Below are 18,187 nucleotides of genomic sequence, written 5' to 3' on the forward strand. Positions count from 1 at the left end.
CACGGCGCTTGCGGATGTCTGTGCGCTCACGGCCGCGCTCCTTGTGCAGGCCGATCCCGCAGCAGGCGCCGCTCGGACATGTCCAGCACGCGGTCGATCAGGTAGCCGATGGCGCCGACCACGATGACGGCGGCCATCACCAGGTCCAGCTGGAACAGTTGGCGGCCATATACGATCAGGTAGCCTATGCCCTCGCTGGACGCCACCAGCTCGACCACCACCAGCGACAGCCAGGCCTTGGTGAAGCCCAGCCGCAGGCCCGTGAACAGCGTGGGCACGGCGTGCGGCAGCACGATTTCCAGCACCTCCTGCCGGCGCGTGTAGCCGTAGACGCGGCCGACCTCGCGCAGCGTCTCGGGCGTCTGGCGAAAGCCTTGCAGCGTGTTCAGCGTGACGGGCACCAGCGCCGCCTTGGCGATCAGGATGTACTTCAGCGGTTCGCCGATGCCCACCAGCAGCAGCACGAAGGGCAGCCAGGCCAGCACGGGAATCTGCACCAGCGCGTTGAAGGTGGGCAGCACGTAGGCCTGCAGGCGCGGCGACAGGCCCATGGCCGAGCCCAGCGCCAGGCCCAGCAGGCTGCCGATGGCGAAGCCCGTGACCACCCGCAGCAGACTGGCCTGCAGGTTCATCCATAGTTCGCCGCTGGCGGCCAGGTCCGTCAGGGTCTGCCAGACGAAGGCGGGCGGCGGCAGCACCTGCGGCGAGATCCAGCCGCCGTCGGCGCCGGCCTGCCACAGGGCCAGCAGGGCCAGCGGCAACAGCCAGGGCAGCAGGCGCAGGCCGGCGCGGCGCAGCGCGGCGGCCATTGCCGAATGCGCGGCGGATTGCGCGCCGATGGGGGCGGCGGCCGCTTTGGCAGCAGGCGCGGCGACGGGTGTACGCGCACCGGTGGCGGGCAGGACGGGAGCGAGTGCCGAGGGAGGAGTCATGTCCGCTCCCTCATCGCGCCGCGTGCGCGGCGGGCGCCTCGCGGCCATTGGCGTCGTAGGCGGTCCAGTAGTGCTCCAGGCCCTGCTTCTTCAGCGCGGCCTGCAGGAAACTGGTGTCGAACCAGCCGTCCGTGCTCACCTCGCGGCGCACCAGTTTGGCCTTCAGGGCGTCGGACGCCACGGCCTGGTAGCGTCCCACGATGAAGGCGTCGGCCAGCGGCGAATTGCGCGTGCGCAGGTCCTGGCCCTGGAACTCGGCCTGCCAGGAAGCGTACGGCGTGCCGCTCTTTTCCCAGATGCGGAACAGTGCCTCGCGGTTCTTCTCGTCCGAGGACCAGTGCGCGGCGCGCACGAACACGTCCACCACCTGCTGCACCTCGGCGGGATGGTCCTTCGCGAAGTCGTCCCGCACCAGCAGCGAGGCCTGGCGCGTGAAGGACGGATCCTGCCCCTGCGTCGAGTAGATGACCTTGGCCAGCCCCTGGTCTCGCACCTTGAACCATTCGTAGCCGCCGAACGCCGCGTCGACGCCGTGCGAGACCAGCGCGGCCTGCGCGCTGCCGGTGTCGAGGTTCACGCCCTTGATGTCGCGCTCGGCCAGCCCTCGCGAGGCCAGCACGTTGATCGCCACCAGATGGCCGTTGGTGCCGCGGAACAGCGACACGCGCTGGTCCTTCAGCGCATCGATGGACGTCAGCGTGGAGTCGGCCGGCGTGACCACGTACAGGTTGTTGCGCGCGCCGCTGGTCAGCAGCAGCCGCGTCTTCAGCCCGTTGGCGCGGCCCACCACCGAGGGCAGGTCGCCCTGGTAGGCGAAGTCGATCTGCTTGTTGGACAGCGCCTCGTTGACGGCGGGGCCCGCGCCCTTGAAGAACAGCCATTCGACGCGCACGCCGGCCGGCTTGAAGGCCTCTTCCAGCCAGTTGTTGGCGCGCGCCACGCTGCCGGGCGAACCGCCCCAGGTGATGGGATCGCCGCCGCCGGCCGTGGCCACCCCGATGCGTATGACCTCGGGCGGCGCGGCCGCGGCGTTCGTGCCGAGGGCGCCCAGCGCCAGGGCGATGGCCGGCAGCGCCAGCAGGCGGCGGGCGGCGTTCAGTAGCGTCATGATGCGGTTCCTTGTCGTTGCGTACGCGGGGCTCAGGCGGCGGCTCGGCGGTCGGCCAGCTTGTGCTCGATGGCCGTGCCCTTGAAGAAGTCGGGATTCGCCTCGGTGTACAGGCGGAAGGGGTTGCCGAACACCAGAGCCTTGAACTCGGCCTCGCTCAGCACGCCCTGTTCGACCAGGTCCCAGCTCTCGGCCAGGGGTTCGGTCAGGTCGGGCACGTCCCAGTGGCCGATGTCCGACGACCAGATGGCGTTGATGGGCGTGCCCAGCGGATTGACGCGGGTGTTGAAGGCGGCCGAGACCGTGCGGTCGTCGGCTTCCGCGCCGAAGTAGAAGCTGTCGACCCAGCGCTTGCGGATGTCCTCGACGTTCTCGATGCCGGCCGCGGCGAAGTCGTCCAGTTCGTCGCCCCGCGGATCGCGGCTGTGCGGCAGCGCCGAGATGCCCAGGCTGTCCTGCACCAGGCGCGCCGGATCGGCGCCGGGCGCCTTCAGGAACTCGGGCGCGTAGCGCTGGAACAGGTCCTGCAGCAGGGCCGTGTCGGCCAGTTCGGGGTTGTAGTTCTGCACCGCGTGGCGGTTGCGCTTCTCCCAGCGGTCCACCAGGTGGGCATAGACGTGCGCTCCCCAGTCGGCGCCGCCTTCCAGCAGGGCCACGCGCAGGTTGGGAAAGCGGCGCGTCACGCCGCCGAAGAACAGCGCCTTGGCGAAGGCCTGCGAGCCATCGGCGAAGTGGCCGATGTGGTTGTACATGTAGTTGCTGATGGACTGGCGGCCGGTCCAGCCCTGGCTGCCGTAGTGGGTGGTGACGGGCACGCCCAGTTCGACCACCCTGGCCCAGAACGGGTCGTAGTCGTACTCGCTGTCGATGCCGTAGAAATCGACGTACGAGGCGTACTTGGCGATCTCGGGGAATTGCTCGGCGGGATACTTCTGCGCGATGGCCTTGATGGGCCGGCGCACGCCGCCTGGGATGTTGATGACCTTCAGCCCCAGCGTCTTCACCGCGAACTCCAGCTCCTCGATGGCCTCCTGCGGCGTATTCATCGGGATGCCGGCCACGGGCGTCAGGCGCTCGCTGTACTTGCGGTACTGGTCGGCATGGAAATGGTTGATGGCGCGGTGCAGCGCCTGGCGTTCGCCGTCGCGCGCGGCCAGCGGGGCCAGCACGTCGTTGGGGAACAGGATGGAATAGTCGGCGCCCTGTTCGGCCAGGCGCTCGTACAGCAGCTCGGGCAGCGTGTAGGTGGCCAGGTCCAGCGTGTTGCGCGTGACGCGCGCCCACCACGGCGAGCGCAGCGTGCGGTGATGCTGGCGTTCCTCGGGCGTCTGCTGGTACCAGTCCTTGCCGGCGCCGCGCGCGGCGAAGCGCGAGCCCAGTGCGCGGCGCAGCGCGTCCACGAGCGCCGATCCGCCGTAGTGCTGCACATAGTCTTCCAGCACGGGGGCGTAATCGTTGACGTGCACGTCGGTGTCGATCACGGGATAGTCCAGCGTGGCCTTTACGGCGGCCGATCGGGACGCTTGCACACGGCCGAGGCGATCATTCATGGCGGTTCTCCGGTAGGGGGTCCGGATACGCTACGGCAGGGCCGGCGCGCCGCAAACGAACGATTCGGTATTACTTACTTGGGCATTTTTTAATGCGCCATTAGCGTATGACTGGAAGCAGGAAAGGCCGCCCGCCTACAGCCGCGCATGCCGCCGGAAGAACTGCCACAGCAGCACCGAGGCATCGGGCCCCGTGTCGGCGTGGTATTCGACCGTGCCGTCGCCGCCGCTCCAGGCATGCGCCAGCCGCGGGACCTCGCACAGCCGCACCACCGGCGTGCGGCCGCGCAGCACGTCGACGCGGCGGTACTCGCGCCGCGTGCCCTCGGCCAGCACGCGCGACACGGCGGCGTCCCGCGGCAGGCGGTTGACGTGGAGGAACTGGTCGGCCAGTTGCTGCGCATTGCGCGCCGAGACCGCGTTGTCGCGCAGGCCGTGCAGGATCAGCGCGGGCATGCCCAGCCGGGCCGCGTCGGGATGCGCGATGCCGTCCACGGCGGCGTCCGGATTGCGCAGGGTGCCACGCCGCATCACGCTCAGGCCGTCCACGGCGTTGCGCGCGCTGCCCACCACCACGCCGGAATGCAGCGCCACCGCGGCGATCAGGTCGGGATGGCGCAGCGCGACCAGCGCGGCCATGCCCGCGCCGGCCGACAGGCCCGCGACGTACACGTGGCGTGTGTCGAGGTCGTGGCGCGCGATCTCGGCGCGGATCAGCGCGGCGATGGCGTCGGCATCGTCCCGGCCGCCGCGGTCGGGCTCGAACCAGCGCCAGCAGCGCTGCGACTGGCGGGCCTGCGCCTGCTGCGGATACAGCACGGCGAAGCCCGCGCGGTCGGCCTGCAGGTTCATGCGCGTGCCGCGCGCGAAGTCGGCGGCGGTCTGGCGGCAGCCATGCAGCATGACCAGCAGCGGCAGGCCTTTCGGCCGCCCGGCGGGCAGGTAGCGCGCGTAGGCCAGCCGGCGTCCGCCGGGCGCTGCGTATTGCAGGGAGGGCTGCCACGTGCCCAGGCCGGGCACGATGGAAGGATGGGACGAGGCCTGCCGCGCCGAGGCCGGCCGCGCCGCGCTCTTGCGCGCCGGGGCCTTGGCGCGCTTGGCGCCGGCCCTGGCCTGCGCCGCCAGCGTGCGCGTGCCGGCGCGCACCAGGGTGCCCTGCAGCCGCGAGAGGTTGCGCGCGGCCTTGAAGAACAGGCTGGCAAACCCGCGCTTCACCGCCATGCGCGGGAAAGGCAATGAACGAAAGCGTTGCTGTGCCGCATCGATGGTGCTTCCAGGGAGCCTGTACAGGACCAGTGTACGCTGCAGTGCAGCAAACCGGCCCGGAATACGCCAACGGAAAACAATCGAATCACACGGCAAACAACCGATGGGAAACTTAATGCGCGGCCATGGTCTCATCTAGGGACGGCATGCCGCGCCACCCGCTTCGCGGCCAGCGGCATGTCGTGCAGGTATGGCACGCAAAGGAGACAGCATGTCCCAGACGCAGGAACTTGCGGGCCGCGTGGCCCTGGTCACCGGCGCCACGTCCGGCATCGGCCGCGCGGTGGCCATCGCGCTGGCTGGCGCGGGCGCGCACGTGGCCGTCAATTATCGCGATTCCAAGGACGGCCGGCAGCGCGCCGACGAGGTCGTGGCCGAGATCGCCAAGGCGGGCGGCAAGGCGCGGCCCGTACTGGGCGACGTCAGCCGCGAGGACGAGGTCGACCGGATGTTCGCCGACGTGCGGGCCGGATTGGGCGAGCTCGACATCCTGGTCAACAACGCCGGCATCGAGCAGCCCGCGCCCATCCAGGACATGACGCTGGCGCAATGGCAGGGCGTCATCGACGTCAATCTCACCGGCCAGTTCCTGTGCGCGCGCGCCGCGGCGCGCGCCTACCTGGCGCGTTGGCCCGAGCCGCCGCCCAAGGGCGCGTCGGCGGGCAAGATCCTGTTCATCAGTTCGGTGCACGAGGTCATCCCGTGGGCCTTCCAGGCCAACTACGCGGCGTCCAAGGGCGGCGTGAACCTGCTGATGCGCTCGCTGGCGCAAGAGCTGGCGCCGCGCAAGATCCGCGTGAACAGCATCGCCCCGGGCGCCATCCGCACGCCCATCAATCACGAGGCCTGGGGCACGGACGAGGCCATGGCGGGCCTGCTGAAGCTGATTCCGTACGGCCGCATCGGCGAGCCCGAGGACATCGGCCGCGCGGCGGTGTGGCTGGCCTCCGACGCCTCGGATTACGTGACGGGCGCCACGCTGTTCGTGGACGGCGGCATGACGCTGTATCCGGAGTTCCGCGGCGCGGGTTGATGGCCGCCGGACATCCCGGCGCATGCCGCCGCCGCAGCGCGCATGCGCCCGCGTGGCCGCAACCGCGCGGATGAGCTTGCCCGAAGGCCGGCGAGCCGCCGCCGCCTGCCCGCCGCGCCGCTGCCCATCACATCCCGCTATTCCCGATTACGGCCAGAGGAGGGCCGACCGTCCATGTCCAAACCCCTGGAAGACTACGGCCTGATCGGCAACATGCTGTCCGCGGCGCTGGTGTCGCGCGATGGCTCCATCGACTGGCTGTGCCTGCCGCATTTCGATTCGCCGGCCTGCTTCGCCGCGCTGCTGGGCGACGAGCGCCACGGGCGCTGGCAGCTGGCGCCGGCCCGCTGCGGCGAGTGCCGCATCACCCGCCGCTACCTTCCCGACACCGCGGTGCTGGAGACGCGCTACGAAACGGCCACCGGCACGGCCACGGTGTGCGACTTCATGCCGATCAGCGACGACGAGTCGCGCGTGGACGTGGTGCGCATCGTGTGCGGCGTACAGGGCAAGGTCGACATGGACATGGAACTGGTGCTGCGCTTCAACTATGGCCAGGCGGTGCCGTGGGTGCGTCGCCGCGACTACGGCCTGAGCGCCATTTCAGGCCCCGACGCGGTCGAGCTGCACACGTCGGTGGACCTGAAGGGCGAGGACATGCGCAGCGTGGCGCATTTCACCGTGCACGTAGGCCAGACGGTGCCGTTCACGCTGTCGTACCACAAGTCGCACAAGACGCCGCACTTCGTGCCGGACCGGCTGGAGAGCAAGGACCGCACCGTTGCGTGGTGGCAGCAGTGGTCGCGGCGCTGTCACTGGGAGGGTTCGGAAGAACGCCGCGAGGCCGTGGTGCGTTCGCTGATCACGCTGAAGCTGCTGACCTTCGAGCCCACCGGCGGCATCATCGCCGCGCCTACCATGGGCCTGCCCGAGGAACTGGGCGGCAGCCGCAACTGGGACTACCGCTATTGCTGGCTGCGCGACTCGGCGCTGACGCTGTATGCGCTGCTGAACGCCGGGTACCGCGAAGAGGCCGAGGCATGGCGCCAGTGGCTGCTGCGCGCGGTGGCGGGCCATCCCAACCAGATGCAGATCATGTACGGTATCGCGGGCGACCGCTGGCTGCCCGAGCACGACGTCGAATGGCTGCCCGGCTACGAAGGCAGCAAGCCGGTGCGCGTGGGTAATGGCGCGGCCGGACAACTGCAGCTGGACGTGTACGGCGAGCTGGTCGAGACGCTGCATGCGGCGCGCGCCGCCGATCTCGCGCCGCTGGCCGAAGCCTGGCGCCTGCAGAACGTGCTGATCCAGCCGCTGGAAACGCTGTGGAAGAGCCTGGACCACGGCATCTGGGAAGTGCGCGGCCCCAAGCGCGCCTTCACGCATTCGCGCCTGATGTGCTGGGTGGCCTTCGACCGCGCCATCAAGTCGTGCGAGCAGTTCGGCCTGCAGGGGCCGGTGGAACGATGGACGCGCGTACGCGACGAGATCCGCGACGACATCTGCGCCAACGGCTACGACGCGCGGCGCAACACTTTCGTTCAGTACTACGGCGGCCAGGCGCTGGACGCCAGCCTGCTGCTGATCCCTCAGGTGGGCTTCCTGCCGGCCGACGATCCGCGCGTGCAGGGCACCATACGCGCGGTCGAGCAGGAGTTGCTGCGCGACGGGCTGCTGCTGCGCTATTCGACCGAGCACACGGACGATGGACTGCCAGGCGAGGAGGGCGTGTTCCTGGCGTGCAGCTTCTGGCTGGCCGATACCTACGTGCTGCAGGGCCGCCTGGACGATGCCGACCGCCTGTTCGAGCGCCTGCTGGGCATGCGCAACGACCTGGGCCTGCTGGCCGAGGAATACGACGTGGCGCGGCGCCGCCTGGTCGGCAACTTCCCGCAGGGCTTCTCGCACATCGGGCTGGTGAACACCGCGTACAACCTGAGCCGCGCGAACGGGCCCGCGAAGCAGCGGTCCTCGCGCAACGCGCCGAAGCAGTAAGAAACCAGCCATGACATGAAAGGCGCCCCGGGGCCTCGTACCCCGCGCCTGCCGCGGCCCCGGTCGCCGCGTCGCGCCAGCCTAGCGAAACACCACAGTCTTGTTCCGATTCAACAAAATGCGATGCTCGACGTGGCTGCGCACGGCGCGCGACAGCACCAGCGACTCGACGTCGCTGCCCACCTGGGTGAGCTGCTGCGCCGTCATGCCGTGGTCCACGCGCTCGATGTCCTGTTCGATGATCGGGCCTTCGTCCAGGTCGGACGTGACGTAGTGGGCGGTGGCGCCGATGATCTTCACGCCGCGCGCGTGGGCCTGGTGGTAGGGCCGCGCGCCCTTGAAGCTGGGCAGGAAGCTGTGGTGGATGTTGATGGCGCGGCCTTCCAGGGCGCGGCACAGGTCGGCCGACAGGATCTGCATGTAGCGCGCCAGCACCACCAGGTCGATGCGCTCGCGCTCGACCAGCGCCAGCACCTGGCGCTCTTGCTCGTCCTTCGTGTCGGCCGTGACCGGCAGGTGATGGAACGGGATGCCGTACGACGCGGCCAGCGCGGCGTAGTCGTTGTGGTTCGACACGATGGCCGCGATCTCGGCGTGCAGCTGTCCGCTCTGGACGCGGAACAGCAGGTCGTTCAGGCAGTGGCCCTGCTTGCTGACCATGATGAGCAGGCGCGGCTTGTGGCGCGCGTCGTGGATCTGCCAGTCCATCGAGTAGCCATCGGCCACGGCGGCGAAGCGCTCGCGCAGCGCGTCGTGCGACACGGCCTGCGGCAGGTCGAAGTGCACGCGCAGGAAGAAGCGGCCCGTCTCGTCGTCGCCGAACTGCTGCGAATCCAGGATGTTGCAGCCCAGTTCGAACAGCAGGCCGCTGACGCGATAGACGATGCCCGTGCGGTCGGGGCAGGACAGGGTCAGGATGTAGTCGTTGTGCTGCATGGCGAAAGGACGTGGTTCAGGGATTGAGACGTTGCAGGGTTTCTTCGGCCACCGCCAGGCTGGCGGTCAGGCCGGGGGATTCGATGCCGTACAGATTGACCAGGCCGGGCACGCCGTGCGCGCCGGGGCCGGCGATGACGAAATCGGCGGCGGGATCGTGCGGGCCCGAGATCTTGGGCCGGATGCCCGTGTAGCCCGGCGCCAGCGCGCCGTCTGGCAGGCCGGGCCAATAGCGGCGTACCGCATCGTAGAACACGTCGGCGCGCCGCGGGTCCAGCGTGTAGTCCTCGGCCTCGATCCATTCGGTGTCGGGGCCGAACTTGGCCTGGCCGCCCATGTCCAGCGTCAGATGCACGCCCAGGCCGGCGTGGTTGGGCGCGGGGGCGGGATAGATCAGGCGCGAGAACGGCGCGCGGCCCGCCAGCGTGAAATAGCTGCCCTTGCACAGGTACTCGCGCGGCACGGAGCCGGCCGGCAGGCCCTCGATGCGGCGCGCCAGCGCGGGCGCCTGCAGGCCGGCCGCGTTGACCAGCACGTTGCAGGTGAGCGTCATCGCCTCGGCGCCGCCGAACCGAACCTCGAAGCCGCCGCCGGACAGCGCGCGGGCCGATTGCATGGGCGTATGGAACACGCACTGCGCGCCGGCATTCTCGGCGTCGCCCTGGTAGGCCAGCATCAACGCGTGGCTGTCGACGATGCCGGTGGACGGCGACAACAGCGCCGCCGTGCAGCGCAGCGCGGGCTCGAGCCTGCACGCTTCTGCGGCATCGATCCGGCGCATGTCGTCCACGCCATTGGCCAGGGCGCGCGCCGCGATGCCGTCCAACTGGCTCGCCTCGTCGTCGGTGGTGGCCACGATCAGTTTGCCCAGGCGCTTGTGCGGCACGCCGCGCGCTTCGCAGTAGTCGTACAGCAGGTGCTTGCCGCGCACGCACAGCCGCGCCTTCAGGCTGTCGGCGGCGTAATAGATGCCGGCGTGGATCACTTCGGAATTGCGCGAGCTGGTGCCGGTGCCGATGCCTTCGGCAGCCTCGGCCAGCAGCACTTCGCGGCCCTGCAGGGCCAGGGCGCGGGCCACCGCCAGGCCCACGACGCCGGCGCCGATGACGATGCAGTCGATGTCTTTGTCCATGTCAATTCCGCGGGACGGGCCCAGGCGCCCTGGACGGGCGCGGTATGTTTGGCGGCCGTTTCATTCCTGGCGCTGCGCGACGGGGGTCAGGTCGAAGCCGCCCGCATGGAACACCAGCGGCGCCGCGTCGGTGTGACCGCAATGCAGCACGCTGCCCACCATGATGAGGTGGTCGCCCTCGGGATACTGGCTGCGGTTGCCGCATTCGAACCAGGCGGCGCAACCGGTCAGCATGGGGGTGCCGCCGGGCGCGCGCATCATGGGCAGGCCCTGGAAGCGTTCGGTGCTCTTGCCGGTGGCGAAGCGCCGCGCCAGCGCGATCTGCTCGGAAGACAGCACGTTGACGACGTAGCGCTCGCATTCGCGGAACAGCGCCAGCGACGACGAGCCCTGCGACAGGCTCCAGAGCACCAGCGGCGGATCGAGCGAGACCGAATTGAACGAGCTGACCGTCAGGCCGACGGGCGTGCCGTCGGGCAGCGCGGCGCTGACCACGGTAACGCCCGTGGCGAAGCGGCCCAGGGCGTTGCGGAAATAGCGGGCGTCGAAGCCGGATAGGGAAGCGGAGGACATCGGTGCGGCGGGCGGCGTCGTGGCGGGCTCAGGGGGCGAGTCGGTCGATGCGCCAGCCGGCCTTGCCGTCGGGCAGGTAGCGCAGGCGGTCGTGCAGCCGCGACGGGCGGCCCTGCCAGAATTCGAAGGCGGTCGGCACCAGCCGGTAGCCGCCCCAGTGCGGCGGGCGCGGCGGCTGGTCGCCATAGCGTTCGCGGTATTCGCGCTCGCGCGCTTCCAGCACCTCGCGCGTCACCGGACGGCTTTGCTCGGACGCCCAGGCGCCCAGGCGCGATCCGACCGGACGGCTGGCGTAATAGGCGTCCGACTCTTCCGGCGAGGTGAATTCCATGCGTCCCTCGATGCGCACCTGGCGCTCCAGCGGCTGCCAGAAGAACAGCAGCGCGGCGCGCGGGTTGGCGGCGATGTCATGCCCCTTGCGAGAGTCGTAGTTGGTGAAGAACACGAAGCCGCGCGCGTCGTAGCCCTTGATCAGCACGGTGCGCGCGGAGGGCTGCCCGTCGGCGTCGACCGTGGCCAGCGTCATGGCATTGGGCTCGGGGACGCGGGCGTCCAGCGCCTGGTCGAACCAGTGGCTGAATTGGTCGAACGGCGAGGCGGCGGCCTCGTCCTCCAGCAGCACGCCTTTGTCGTAGCTCTGGCGTAGATCGGAGACGGACATGAGGGAAATACCGGGTGGACGGGAATGTTCGAGTGTACCGCCTCGGCCCCGCGGGCCCGGCGATGCCCATGGACGCGGGACTACTTTGCGGTCGGCGCGTCGGCCTGCATGGCGGCTTCCAGCCGCGCGGCCACGCTTTCCAGGCGCGCGTCGCGGATGCCCGAGTCGCGCAGCGCGCGCACGGTTTCCAGGACGTAGTCGGTGCAGGGACCGTAGCGGCCCGAGGCGCGCCGCACGATGGCGATCAGCTCTTCCTCGGGAAGCGCGCTGATGTAGGCGGGATTGGCGCGGTTCATGACGAATACCAGCGCTTTGACGTCGCCCTGGTCGGTACTGCAGTTCAGCCAGCGGGGCAGGTAGGCTCCCGTGGACATCTCGCGGTCCCACAGGGCGGGAAAGAAATCGGGCACTGCGCTGCCGGCCAGGCGGTAGACCACGCCGCGGCAGGAGCCGCCGCGGTCCAGGCCGAACACCAGGCCGGGGCATTCCGGCGTGCCGCGGTTGACCCGCGACCACAGGCACAGGGCCCGGTGGTGGCCGCGCAGCGTGGCCAGGCGGCGCTCTTGATAGGCGAACTCGGGGCGCCAGATCAGCGAGCCGTAGCCATAGATCCAGACGTCCTGGCCGGGCTGCCAGTCTTTCAGGGAGTCCCGGATGGAGGCCTGTTTCTCGTCAGCCGTCCAGAGGCGGAACGGCAGGGCGGCGGGGTTGCTGATGTCCGAGGCGGGAGGAGAGGCTGCGGGTTTCACGGCGGGGGATCTGCGGATTCTTGCGGAGGATGGCGATTGAACCAGCCCCCGAGCGCCAGCGCGGCGGCATAGGCCCAGAAAAGCGGCGCCACCCCAATTAAGGCACCGAGCGCGCCGAAGGTCAACGGCAGGGAGACCTGCGATCCGTTGATCAGCGCCATGCGCAGGCCCATGGCCTCGGCCGCGCGGCCCGGCGGGCTGTGCTGGTGCATCAGCGCCAGCATGCTGGGCTGGCAGGCGCCCAGCGCCAGTCCCAGTACGAAAGACAGGCCGACCAGCACGCCTACGTCTTCGAACAGCGGGTAAATCATGAAATCCGCGGCCGCCGTGGCCATGGCGGCGCGCGCCATCGTCCAGGCGCGCACGCGCCGCTGGATGAGGGGCAGAAAGATGCGGATGACGAAGGTTGCCGCCGAGAACGCCGCCAGCACCAACCCGATGGTAGTGGCCGACAGGCCGATGCGGGTGCCGTAGATGGGAACGACGAACAGGTGCGTGTCCCAGGCGCCCGACAGGATGGTGTTGACCAGCATGACGCGCCGCAGCGCCGGCACCGCCAGGATCTCGCCCAGGCGCGGGCGGGTTTCCGGCGGGCGGTGGCTGGCCAGCAGGGCGCCGCTGAATTCGCGCACGGGGCGCCGCATCAGGTAGAGTCCCACCGCCGACACCAGCGGGCACAGCGCCAGGATGCCGAAAGCCATGCGCGAACCCAGGTGGTCGATGGCCAGCCCCGCGATCAGCGGGCCGCTGAAGCCCGAGACGGCCAAGGTCAGGGCCAGCACGGAGAAATTGCGCAGCCGGCGCTCCGGGGCGGCATGGCCCAGGATGTCCTGCGTGGTGACCTGGTGCAGCATGAAGCCGATGCCGATGCAGCAGGCGGCCACCAGCAGCGAGGTCTGGTTCTGCCACGCAAAGGGCAGGAAAGAGCCGATACAGGTCAGGCCGGTGCCGATGGCCAGCGGCCGCGCCACGCCGACCTTGTCCACCCAGCGGCCCGCGTGCACCGAGGCCAGCATGGGCAGCACGGCGAACACCGCGACCAGCATGCCGACCTGCAAGGTGGACAAACCCAGCTTCAGTGCGGTCAGCGACACGGTGATGCGTCCCCCGGTCAGCGCCACGTGGTTCAACGTGGTCAGCAGGCACAGGCATGCCGTCCCCGAGAATTCGGGGCCATGGGAGGAACGCGAGGGAGGTGGGCGGGGGGTGTCGGGCACGGCGTGGTCTTCTGCGCTCATTCTGTGCCTAACGTGCTCCCAAGTCGAGGCTGTGGCGGCGCGCACCCCGTGACAGCCGGTTGAAAGATGCAGGCATGATGCTGGCCAGCTGTCGACGCATTTGCCGCCGGTTCGCGACAGATCGCGGCAACCGTCATTTGCTGCATCAACGATTTCATCGACAACCGTTGTGGCATCCACGCAACGCGGGCCTCCCGAACGCCCGCCTCGTGCCCCACGTAGAATGCAACGTTATTGCTTTCCACTCGTACCCCATGAAACCCAAGACCAAGCGCTTGCTCTGGATTGCCGTGGTGCTGCTGCTGGCGGCGATCGCCGTTAGATGGGCATTCTTCTCCACGCCGCCCGCGCCCGCCTACCCGACGGCCGAGGTGCGCCGCGCCGACCTGGAAGACAGCGTGCTGGCCAGCGGCACGCTGGAAGCCGTGCGGCAGGTCAGCGTGGGCGCCCAGGCGACCGGCCAGCTGAAGTCGCTGAAGGTGCAGTTGGGCGACCGCGTCAAGCGCGGCCAGTTGGTGGCCGAGATCGACGACCTGACCCAGCAGAACGACCTGCGCACGGCGCAGGCCACCCTCAACGCCCGCCGCGCGGACCTCAGCGCCAAGCAGGCCAGCCTGCGGCAGGCCGAGCTGGCCTTCCGCCGCCAGCGCGAGATGCTGGCCGCCGACGCCAGTTCGCGCGAGGACTACGAGACCGCCGAGGCCACCCTGAACGTGACCCGCGCCGAGATCGCCTCGCTACAGGCCCAGATCGTGCAGGCCGAGGTGGAAGTGGACACGGCCAAGGTCAACCTGGGCTACACGCGCATCGTGTCGCCCATCGACGGCACCGTCGTCGCGGTGGTGACCAAGGAAGGCCAGACCATCAATTCGTTCCAGTCGGCGCCCACCGTCATCAAGGTGGCGCAGGTCGAGACGATGACGGTGAAGGCGCAGATTTCCGAGGCCGACGTCACGCGCGTCAAGCCGGGCCAGAAGGCCTACTTCATCATCCTGGGCGAGCCCGACGCGCGCCACTACGGCACGCTGCGGGCCATCGAACCGGCGCCGGACTCCATCCAGAAGGACGATTCCAGTTCGCTGCTGAGCAGTTCCTCTTCCTCCAGCAGCACCTCGTCGGCGGTGTACTACAACGGCCTGTTCGATGTGCCGAATCCGGATGGCAAGCTGCGCATCTCGATGACGGCGCAGGTGTTCATCGTGCTGGGCGAGGCCAAGGGGGCGTTGGTGGCGCCGTCCGCGGCGCTGGGCAAGACTCATCCGGACGGCACCCGCACGGTGCGCGTGCTGGGCGCCGACGGCCGCGCCGTCGAGCGCCAGGTCAAGGTCGGCCTGAACAACAACGTCGACGCGCAGATCCTGGAAGGCCTGCAGGAGGGCGACAAGGTCATCACGGGCGACGCGCCCGGTGCGGCGCCGGCCGCCGCCGCTGCCAGGGGCTGACGTGGCCGAGGCATTGATCCGGCTGGAGGGCGTGCGGCGCGAGTTCGTGTCCGGCGAGCAGACCATCGCGGTGCTCAAGGACGTGAACCTGGAGATCGCCGCCGGCGAGATGGTGGCCATCGTGGGCGCGTCCGGTTCCGGCAAGTCCACGCTGATGAACATCCTGGGCTGCCTGGATCGCCCGTCGCGCGGCGCCTACCGCATCGGCGGACGCGCCACGGGAGAGCTGTCGCCCGACGAACTGGCCGAACTGCGGCGCGAGCACTTCGGCTTCATCTTCCAGCGCTACCACCTGATGGGCGACCTGACGGCGCGCGGCAACGTCGAGATGCCTGCCGTGTATGCCGGCCGCGCCAGCGGGCCGCGACGCGAGCGCGCCGAGGCGCTGCTGCGGCGCCTGGGCCTGGGCGAGCGCGTCGATCACCGGCCCAGCCAGCTGTCGGGCGGGCAGCAGCAGCGCGTCAGCATCGCGCGTGCCCTGATGAACGGCGGCGAGGTGATCCTGGCCGACGAACCCACCGGCGCGCTGGACACGCACACCGGCCAGGAGGTGCTGCGCATCCTCGAAGAATTGAACGCCGCCGGCCACACCATCGTCATCGTCACCCATGACATGGAAGTGGCGCGGCACGCGCGCCGCATCATCGAGATCCGCGACGGCGAGATCGTGGCTGACCGCCTCAATACCGAGCTGCCCGCCGCGAGCGCCGCAGCCGCCGCGGCCGCGCCGGCCGAGGTCGAACCCGAGCAGGCGCGCCGCCGGCCCCGCTGGCAGGGCGCCGTCGAACGCACCGGCGAGGCGCTGCGCATGGCGCTGGTGGCCATGAACGCGCACCGCCTGCGCACCGCGCTGACCATGCTGGGCATCGTGATCGGCATCGCCGCCGTGGTGTCGGTGGTGGCGCTGGGCGAGGGCTCGCGGCGGAAGATCCTGAACGACATCAGCCAGATGGGCACCAACACGGTGGACGTGTATCCCGGCGAGAACTTCGGCGACGAGAAGGCCGCGCGCATCCGCACGCTGGTGCCCGCCGATGCCGATGCGCTGGCGCGCCAGCACTACGCCGACAGCGTCACGCCGCAGGTGTCGACCAGCGTGTCGCTGCGCTATCGCAACGTGTCGGTGAACGGCAGCGTGCAGGGCGTGGGCGAGCAGTTCTTCCGCGTGCGCGGGCTGAAGCTGGCGCAGGGCCAGTTCTTCGACGCCACCGCCGTGACGCGCCGCAGCCAGGACGTGGTGATCGACGAGAACACGCGCAACCGCCTGTTCGGCGCCGGCGTCGATCCCATCGGCCAGGTGATCCTGCTGGGCAGCGTGCCCAGCCGCGTGGTGGGCGTGACGCAGAAGCAGGAGGCGCTGTTCGGCGCCGCCGATACGCTCAACGTCTACATCCCGTACACCACGGCGCTGAGCCGCGTGCTGGGCCAGCAGCACCTGCGCAGCATCACGGTGCGGGTGGCGGACGACACGCCGACCAAGTCGGCCGAGGCGGCCATCGTGAAGCTGTTGACGCAGCGCCACGGCACCAAGGATTTCTTCGTCTTCAACACCGACTCGGTGCGCCAGACCATCGAGCGCACCACGGCCACCATGACGCTGCTGGTGTCGATGATCGCGTTGATCTCGCTGGTGGTGGGCGGCATCGGCGTGATGAACATCATGCTGGTGTCCGTGACCGAGCGCACTCGCGAGATCGGCGTGCGCATGGCCGTGGGCGCGCGCCGCGCGGACATCATGCAGCAGTTCCTGATCGAGGCGGTGCTGGTCTGCCTGATCGGCGGCGTGGCCGGCATCGCGCTGTCGCTGGGGCTGGGCGTGCTGGTGTCCAAGGCCACCGGCGGCTCGTTCCAGATGGTGTATTCGGCCAACTCGATGGTGGCCGCCTTCGTATGTTCAACGCTGATCGGGGTGGCCTTCGGCTATCTGCCGGCGCGCAACGCGGCGCGGCTGGACCCCATCGAATCCTTGGCCCGGGAATGAAGAAAATGCCATCACGGTTGTCGCGCCCATTTTTGCCGCCGGGCCGCTCCCAGGGCAGAAATCGCCCCCTCGGGGGGCAGCAAGCCGACGGCGCAGCGTGGGCGTTCCCCGGCTGCCCGCAACGATCGCCCGGAGCGTGGATGCGTGCCCTGCGCCCCTCCAGCGCCGCGCTGGCGACGGCCGTGCTGCTGGGCGGCTGCGGCCTGCTGGACAGCCGCTACGAGCGGCCCGCCGTGCAGGTGCCGCTGCAGTGGACGCAGGGCCAGCCGGCCGACGCCACCGCCTTGTCGGGACCATGGTGGCAGGCGTTCGAAGACGCCGCACTGAACCAGTTGATCGAGCAGGCCCTGGCCCGCAACAACGACCTGGCCGCTGCGGGCGTGCGGGTGCGCCGCGCGCAGCTGACCGCCGGCCTGGCGCGCGCCGACCAGTTTCCACTGTTCGGCGGCAACGTGGACGTGAGCCGCACGCGCAACCTGTACGGCGACCGGTTCATCACGCGCAGCAACCAGGCGCAACTGAGCGTCAGCTACGAGCTGGACCTGTGGGGCCGTCTGTCGCGCGCCCACGACGCGGCGCAGTGGGAAGCCGAGGCCACCGAAGAGGACCGCCAGAGCACCGCGCTGAGCCTGACCGGCACCACCGCGCAGCTGTACTGGCAGATCGGCTTCATCAACCAGCGCCTGGCCACCAGCACGGAAAGCATCACGTATGCGCAGCGCACGCTGGACCTGGTGCGCGCGCAGTACGCGGCCGGCGGCGCCTCGGCGCTGGAAGTGGCCGAGGCCGAGCAGAACCTGGCCAACCAGCAGGCCGCGCATACCGACCTGCTGCAGCAGCGCGTGGAGTACCGCAATGCGCTGGCCATCCTGTTCGACGGTCCGCCCGGCCGCATCGTGACCGATCCGCAGACGCTGCCGCGGACCGAACCGCCGCCGGTGCGCGCCGGCCTGCCGGCCGACCTGCTGGGCCGCCGTCCCGACCTGCGCGCGGCCGAGCTGCGCCTGCGCGGCGCGCTGGCCAACGTGGACGCCACGCGCTACAGCTACTACCCACCCATCACGCTGACCGGCGCGCTGGGCTCGGCCAGCACGGCGCTGGGCAACCTGCTGCAGAACCCCGTGGCCACGCTGGGCGCGGGGCTGAGCCTGCCGTTCCTGCAGGTCAACCAGATGCAGCTGAACATCGACATCTCGCGCACGGACTTCGAAGAGCGCGTGATCGGTTTCCGGCAGGCCCTGTACCAGGCCATGGCCGACGTCGAGAACGCGCTGTCGGCGCGCACGCAATTGAATGAGCGCGCGCGGCTGCTGGCGCAGTCGCTGGAATCGGCGCGGCGCGCCGAGCGGCTGTACGAGGTGCGCTACCGCTCGGGCGCGGTGTCGCTGCGCTTCTGGCTGGACGCGCAGCAGCAGCGCCGCAATGCCGAGATCGCGGTGGCCGAGAACGGCCTGAACCGGCTGGTGAACCAGGTGTCGCTGTACCAGGCGCTGGGCGGCGGCGATGCGCCGACGGTCCAGCCGATGCTGGCGCCGTAGCGCGGCGGGCCCGCCGCACGAGAGGCCGCCCGTCCGCGGTTCCGGCCGTTGCG

Annotated in this window: 15 protein-coding genes; 5 read left to right on the top strand and 10 right to left on the bottom strand. The window is 69.9% G+C overall.

The genetic code is table 11. The features are described from left to right. Positions 1-26 precede the first annotated feature (26 nt). The 4 genes from FS845_RS14755 to FS845_RS14770 all read right to left on the bottom strand — a co-directional run bounded on the left by FS845_RS14755 (position 27) and on the right by FS845_RS14770 (position 4,826). Positions 27-809, bottom strand: a complete 783-nt coding sequence (locus FS845_RS14755; RefSeq protein ID WP_144636769.1) for an ABC transporter permease — start codon at positions 807-809, stop codon at positions 27-29. Positions 810-942: 133 nt separating this feature from the next. After that, positions 943-2,040, bottom strand: a complete 1,098-nt coding sequence (locus tag FS845_RS14760) for an ABC transporter substrate-binding protein (protein ID WP_144636583.1) — start codon at positions 2,038-2,040, stop codon at positions 943-945. A gap of 32 nt (positions 2,041-2,072) precedes the next feature. After that, positions 2,073-3,590 carry an amidohydrolase family protein gene (locus tag FS845_RS14765; protein ID WP_144636585.1) on the bottom strand — a complete coding sequence of 506 codons (1,518 nt, stop codon included), beginning with the start codon at positions 3,588-3,590 and terminating at the stop codon, positions 2,073-2,075. Between the two features lie 135 nt (positions 3,591-3,725). Next, entirely contained in the window at positions 3,726-4,826 is a 1,101-nt protein-coding gene (locus tag FS845_RS14770; RefSeq protein ID WP_260986288.1) for an alpha/beta hydrolase family esterase, read from the bottom strand. Positions 4,827-5,067: 241 nt separating this feature from the next. On the opposite strand from FS845_RS14770, the gene FS845_RS14775 reads away from it, so the two are divergent. Beyond that, a complete protein-coding gene (locus FS845_RS14775) occupies positions 5,068-5,889 on the top strand; it encodes a glucose 1-dehydrogenase (protein ID WP_144636587.1) in 822 nt (273 codons plus the stop codon). A gap of 174 nt (positions 5,890-6,063) precedes the next feature. Beyond that, the gene (locus tag FS845_RS14780) at positions 6,064-7,884 is read left to right on the top strand and encodes a glycoside hydrolase family 15 protein (protein ID WP_144636589.1); all 1,821 of its coding nucleotides are present in this window, start codon (positions 6,064-6,066) and stop codon (positions 7,882-7,884) included. Positions 7,885-7,965: 81 nt separating this feature from the next. Here the strand turns inward: FS845_RS14780 and purU are convergent, their stop codons facing one another. From purU to FS845_RS14810, 6 genes are all read right to left on the bottom strand, one after another. Beyond that, a complete protein-coding gene (gene purU, locus FS845_RS14785; RefSeq protein ID WP_144636591.1) occupies positions 7,966-8,820 on the bottom strand; it encodes a formyltetrahydrofolate deformylase in 855 nt (284 codons plus the stop codon). Positions 8,821-8,836: 16 nt separating this feature from the next. Continuing rightward, positions 8,837-9,952, bottom strand: coding sequence for an NAD(P)/FAD-dependent oxidoreductase (locus FS845_RS14790; RefSeq protein ID WP_144636593.1), 1,116 nt, complete (start codon positions 9,950-9,952; stop codon positions 8,837-8,839). 60 nt (positions 9,953-10,012) lie between these two features. Then, positions 10,013-10,525, bottom strand: a complete 513-nt coding sequence (locus FS845_RS14795; RefSeq protein ID WP_144636595.1) for a flavin reductase family protein — start codon at positions 10,523-10,525, stop codon at positions 10,013-10,015. A gap of 28 nt (positions 10,526-10,553) precedes the next feature. Further along, positions 10,554-11,186 carry a pyridoxamine 5'-phosphate oxidase gene (pdxH, locus tag FS845_RS14800; protein ID WP_144636597.1) on the bottom strand — a complete coding sequence of 211 codons (633 nt, stop codon included), beginning with the start codon at positions 11,184-11,186 and terminating at the stop codon, positions 10,554-10,556. A gap of 80 nt (positions 11,187-11,266) precedes the next feature. After that, positions 11,267-11,935, bottom strand: a complete 669-nt coding sequence (locus tag FS845_RS14805; protein WP_144636599.1) for a gamma-glutamylcyclotransferase — start codon at positions 11,933-11,935, stop codon at positions 11,267-11,269. Beyond that, positions 11,932-13,173 carry an MFS transporter gene (locus tag FS845_RS14810; protein WP_144636601.1) on the bottom strand — a complete coding sequence of 414 codons (1,242 nt, stop codon included), beginning with the start codon at positions 13,171-13,173 and terminating at the stop codon, positions 11,932-11,934. Before FS845_RS14810 ends, FS845_RS14805 begins: the two co-directional genes overlap by 4 nt. Before the next feature lie 254 nt (positions 13,174-13,427). Between FS845_RS14810 and FS845_RS14815 the strand changes: the two genes are divergently transcribed. The 3 genes from FS845_RS14815 to FS845_RS14825 all read left to right on the top strand — a co-directional run bounded on the left by FS845_RS14815 (position 13,428) and on the right by FS845_RS14825 (position 18,134). Beyond that, a complete protein-coding gene (locus FS845_RS14815; protein WP_144636603.1) occupies positions 13,428-14,615 on the top strand; it encodes an efflux RND transporter periplasmic adaptor subunit in 1,188 nt (395 codons plus the stop codon). A 1-nt stretch (position 14,616) separates the two neighbouring features. After that, positions 14,617-16,596, top strand: a complete 1,980-nt coding sequence (locus FS845_RS14820; RefSeq protein WP_144636605.1) for a MacB family efflux pump subunit — start codon at positions 14,617-14,619, stop codon at positions 16,594-16,596. A gap of 140 nt (positions 16,597-16,736) precedes the next feature. Next, positions 16,737-18,134 (top strand): efflux transporter outer membrane subunit, encoded by a 1,398-nt coding sequence (locus tag FS845_RS14825; RefSeq protein WP_144636607.1) that lies wholly within the window; start codon positions 16,737-16,739, stop codon positions 18,132-18,134. Positions 18,135-18,187 lie beyond the last annotated feature (53 nt).

Origin of the sequence: Bordetella genomosp. 13, assembly GCF_007679965.1 — a bacterium.
In the GTDB taxonomy this organism is placed as follows: domain Bacteria; phylum Pseudomonadota; class Gammaproteobacteria; order Burkholderiales; family Burkholderiaceae_B; genus Bordetella.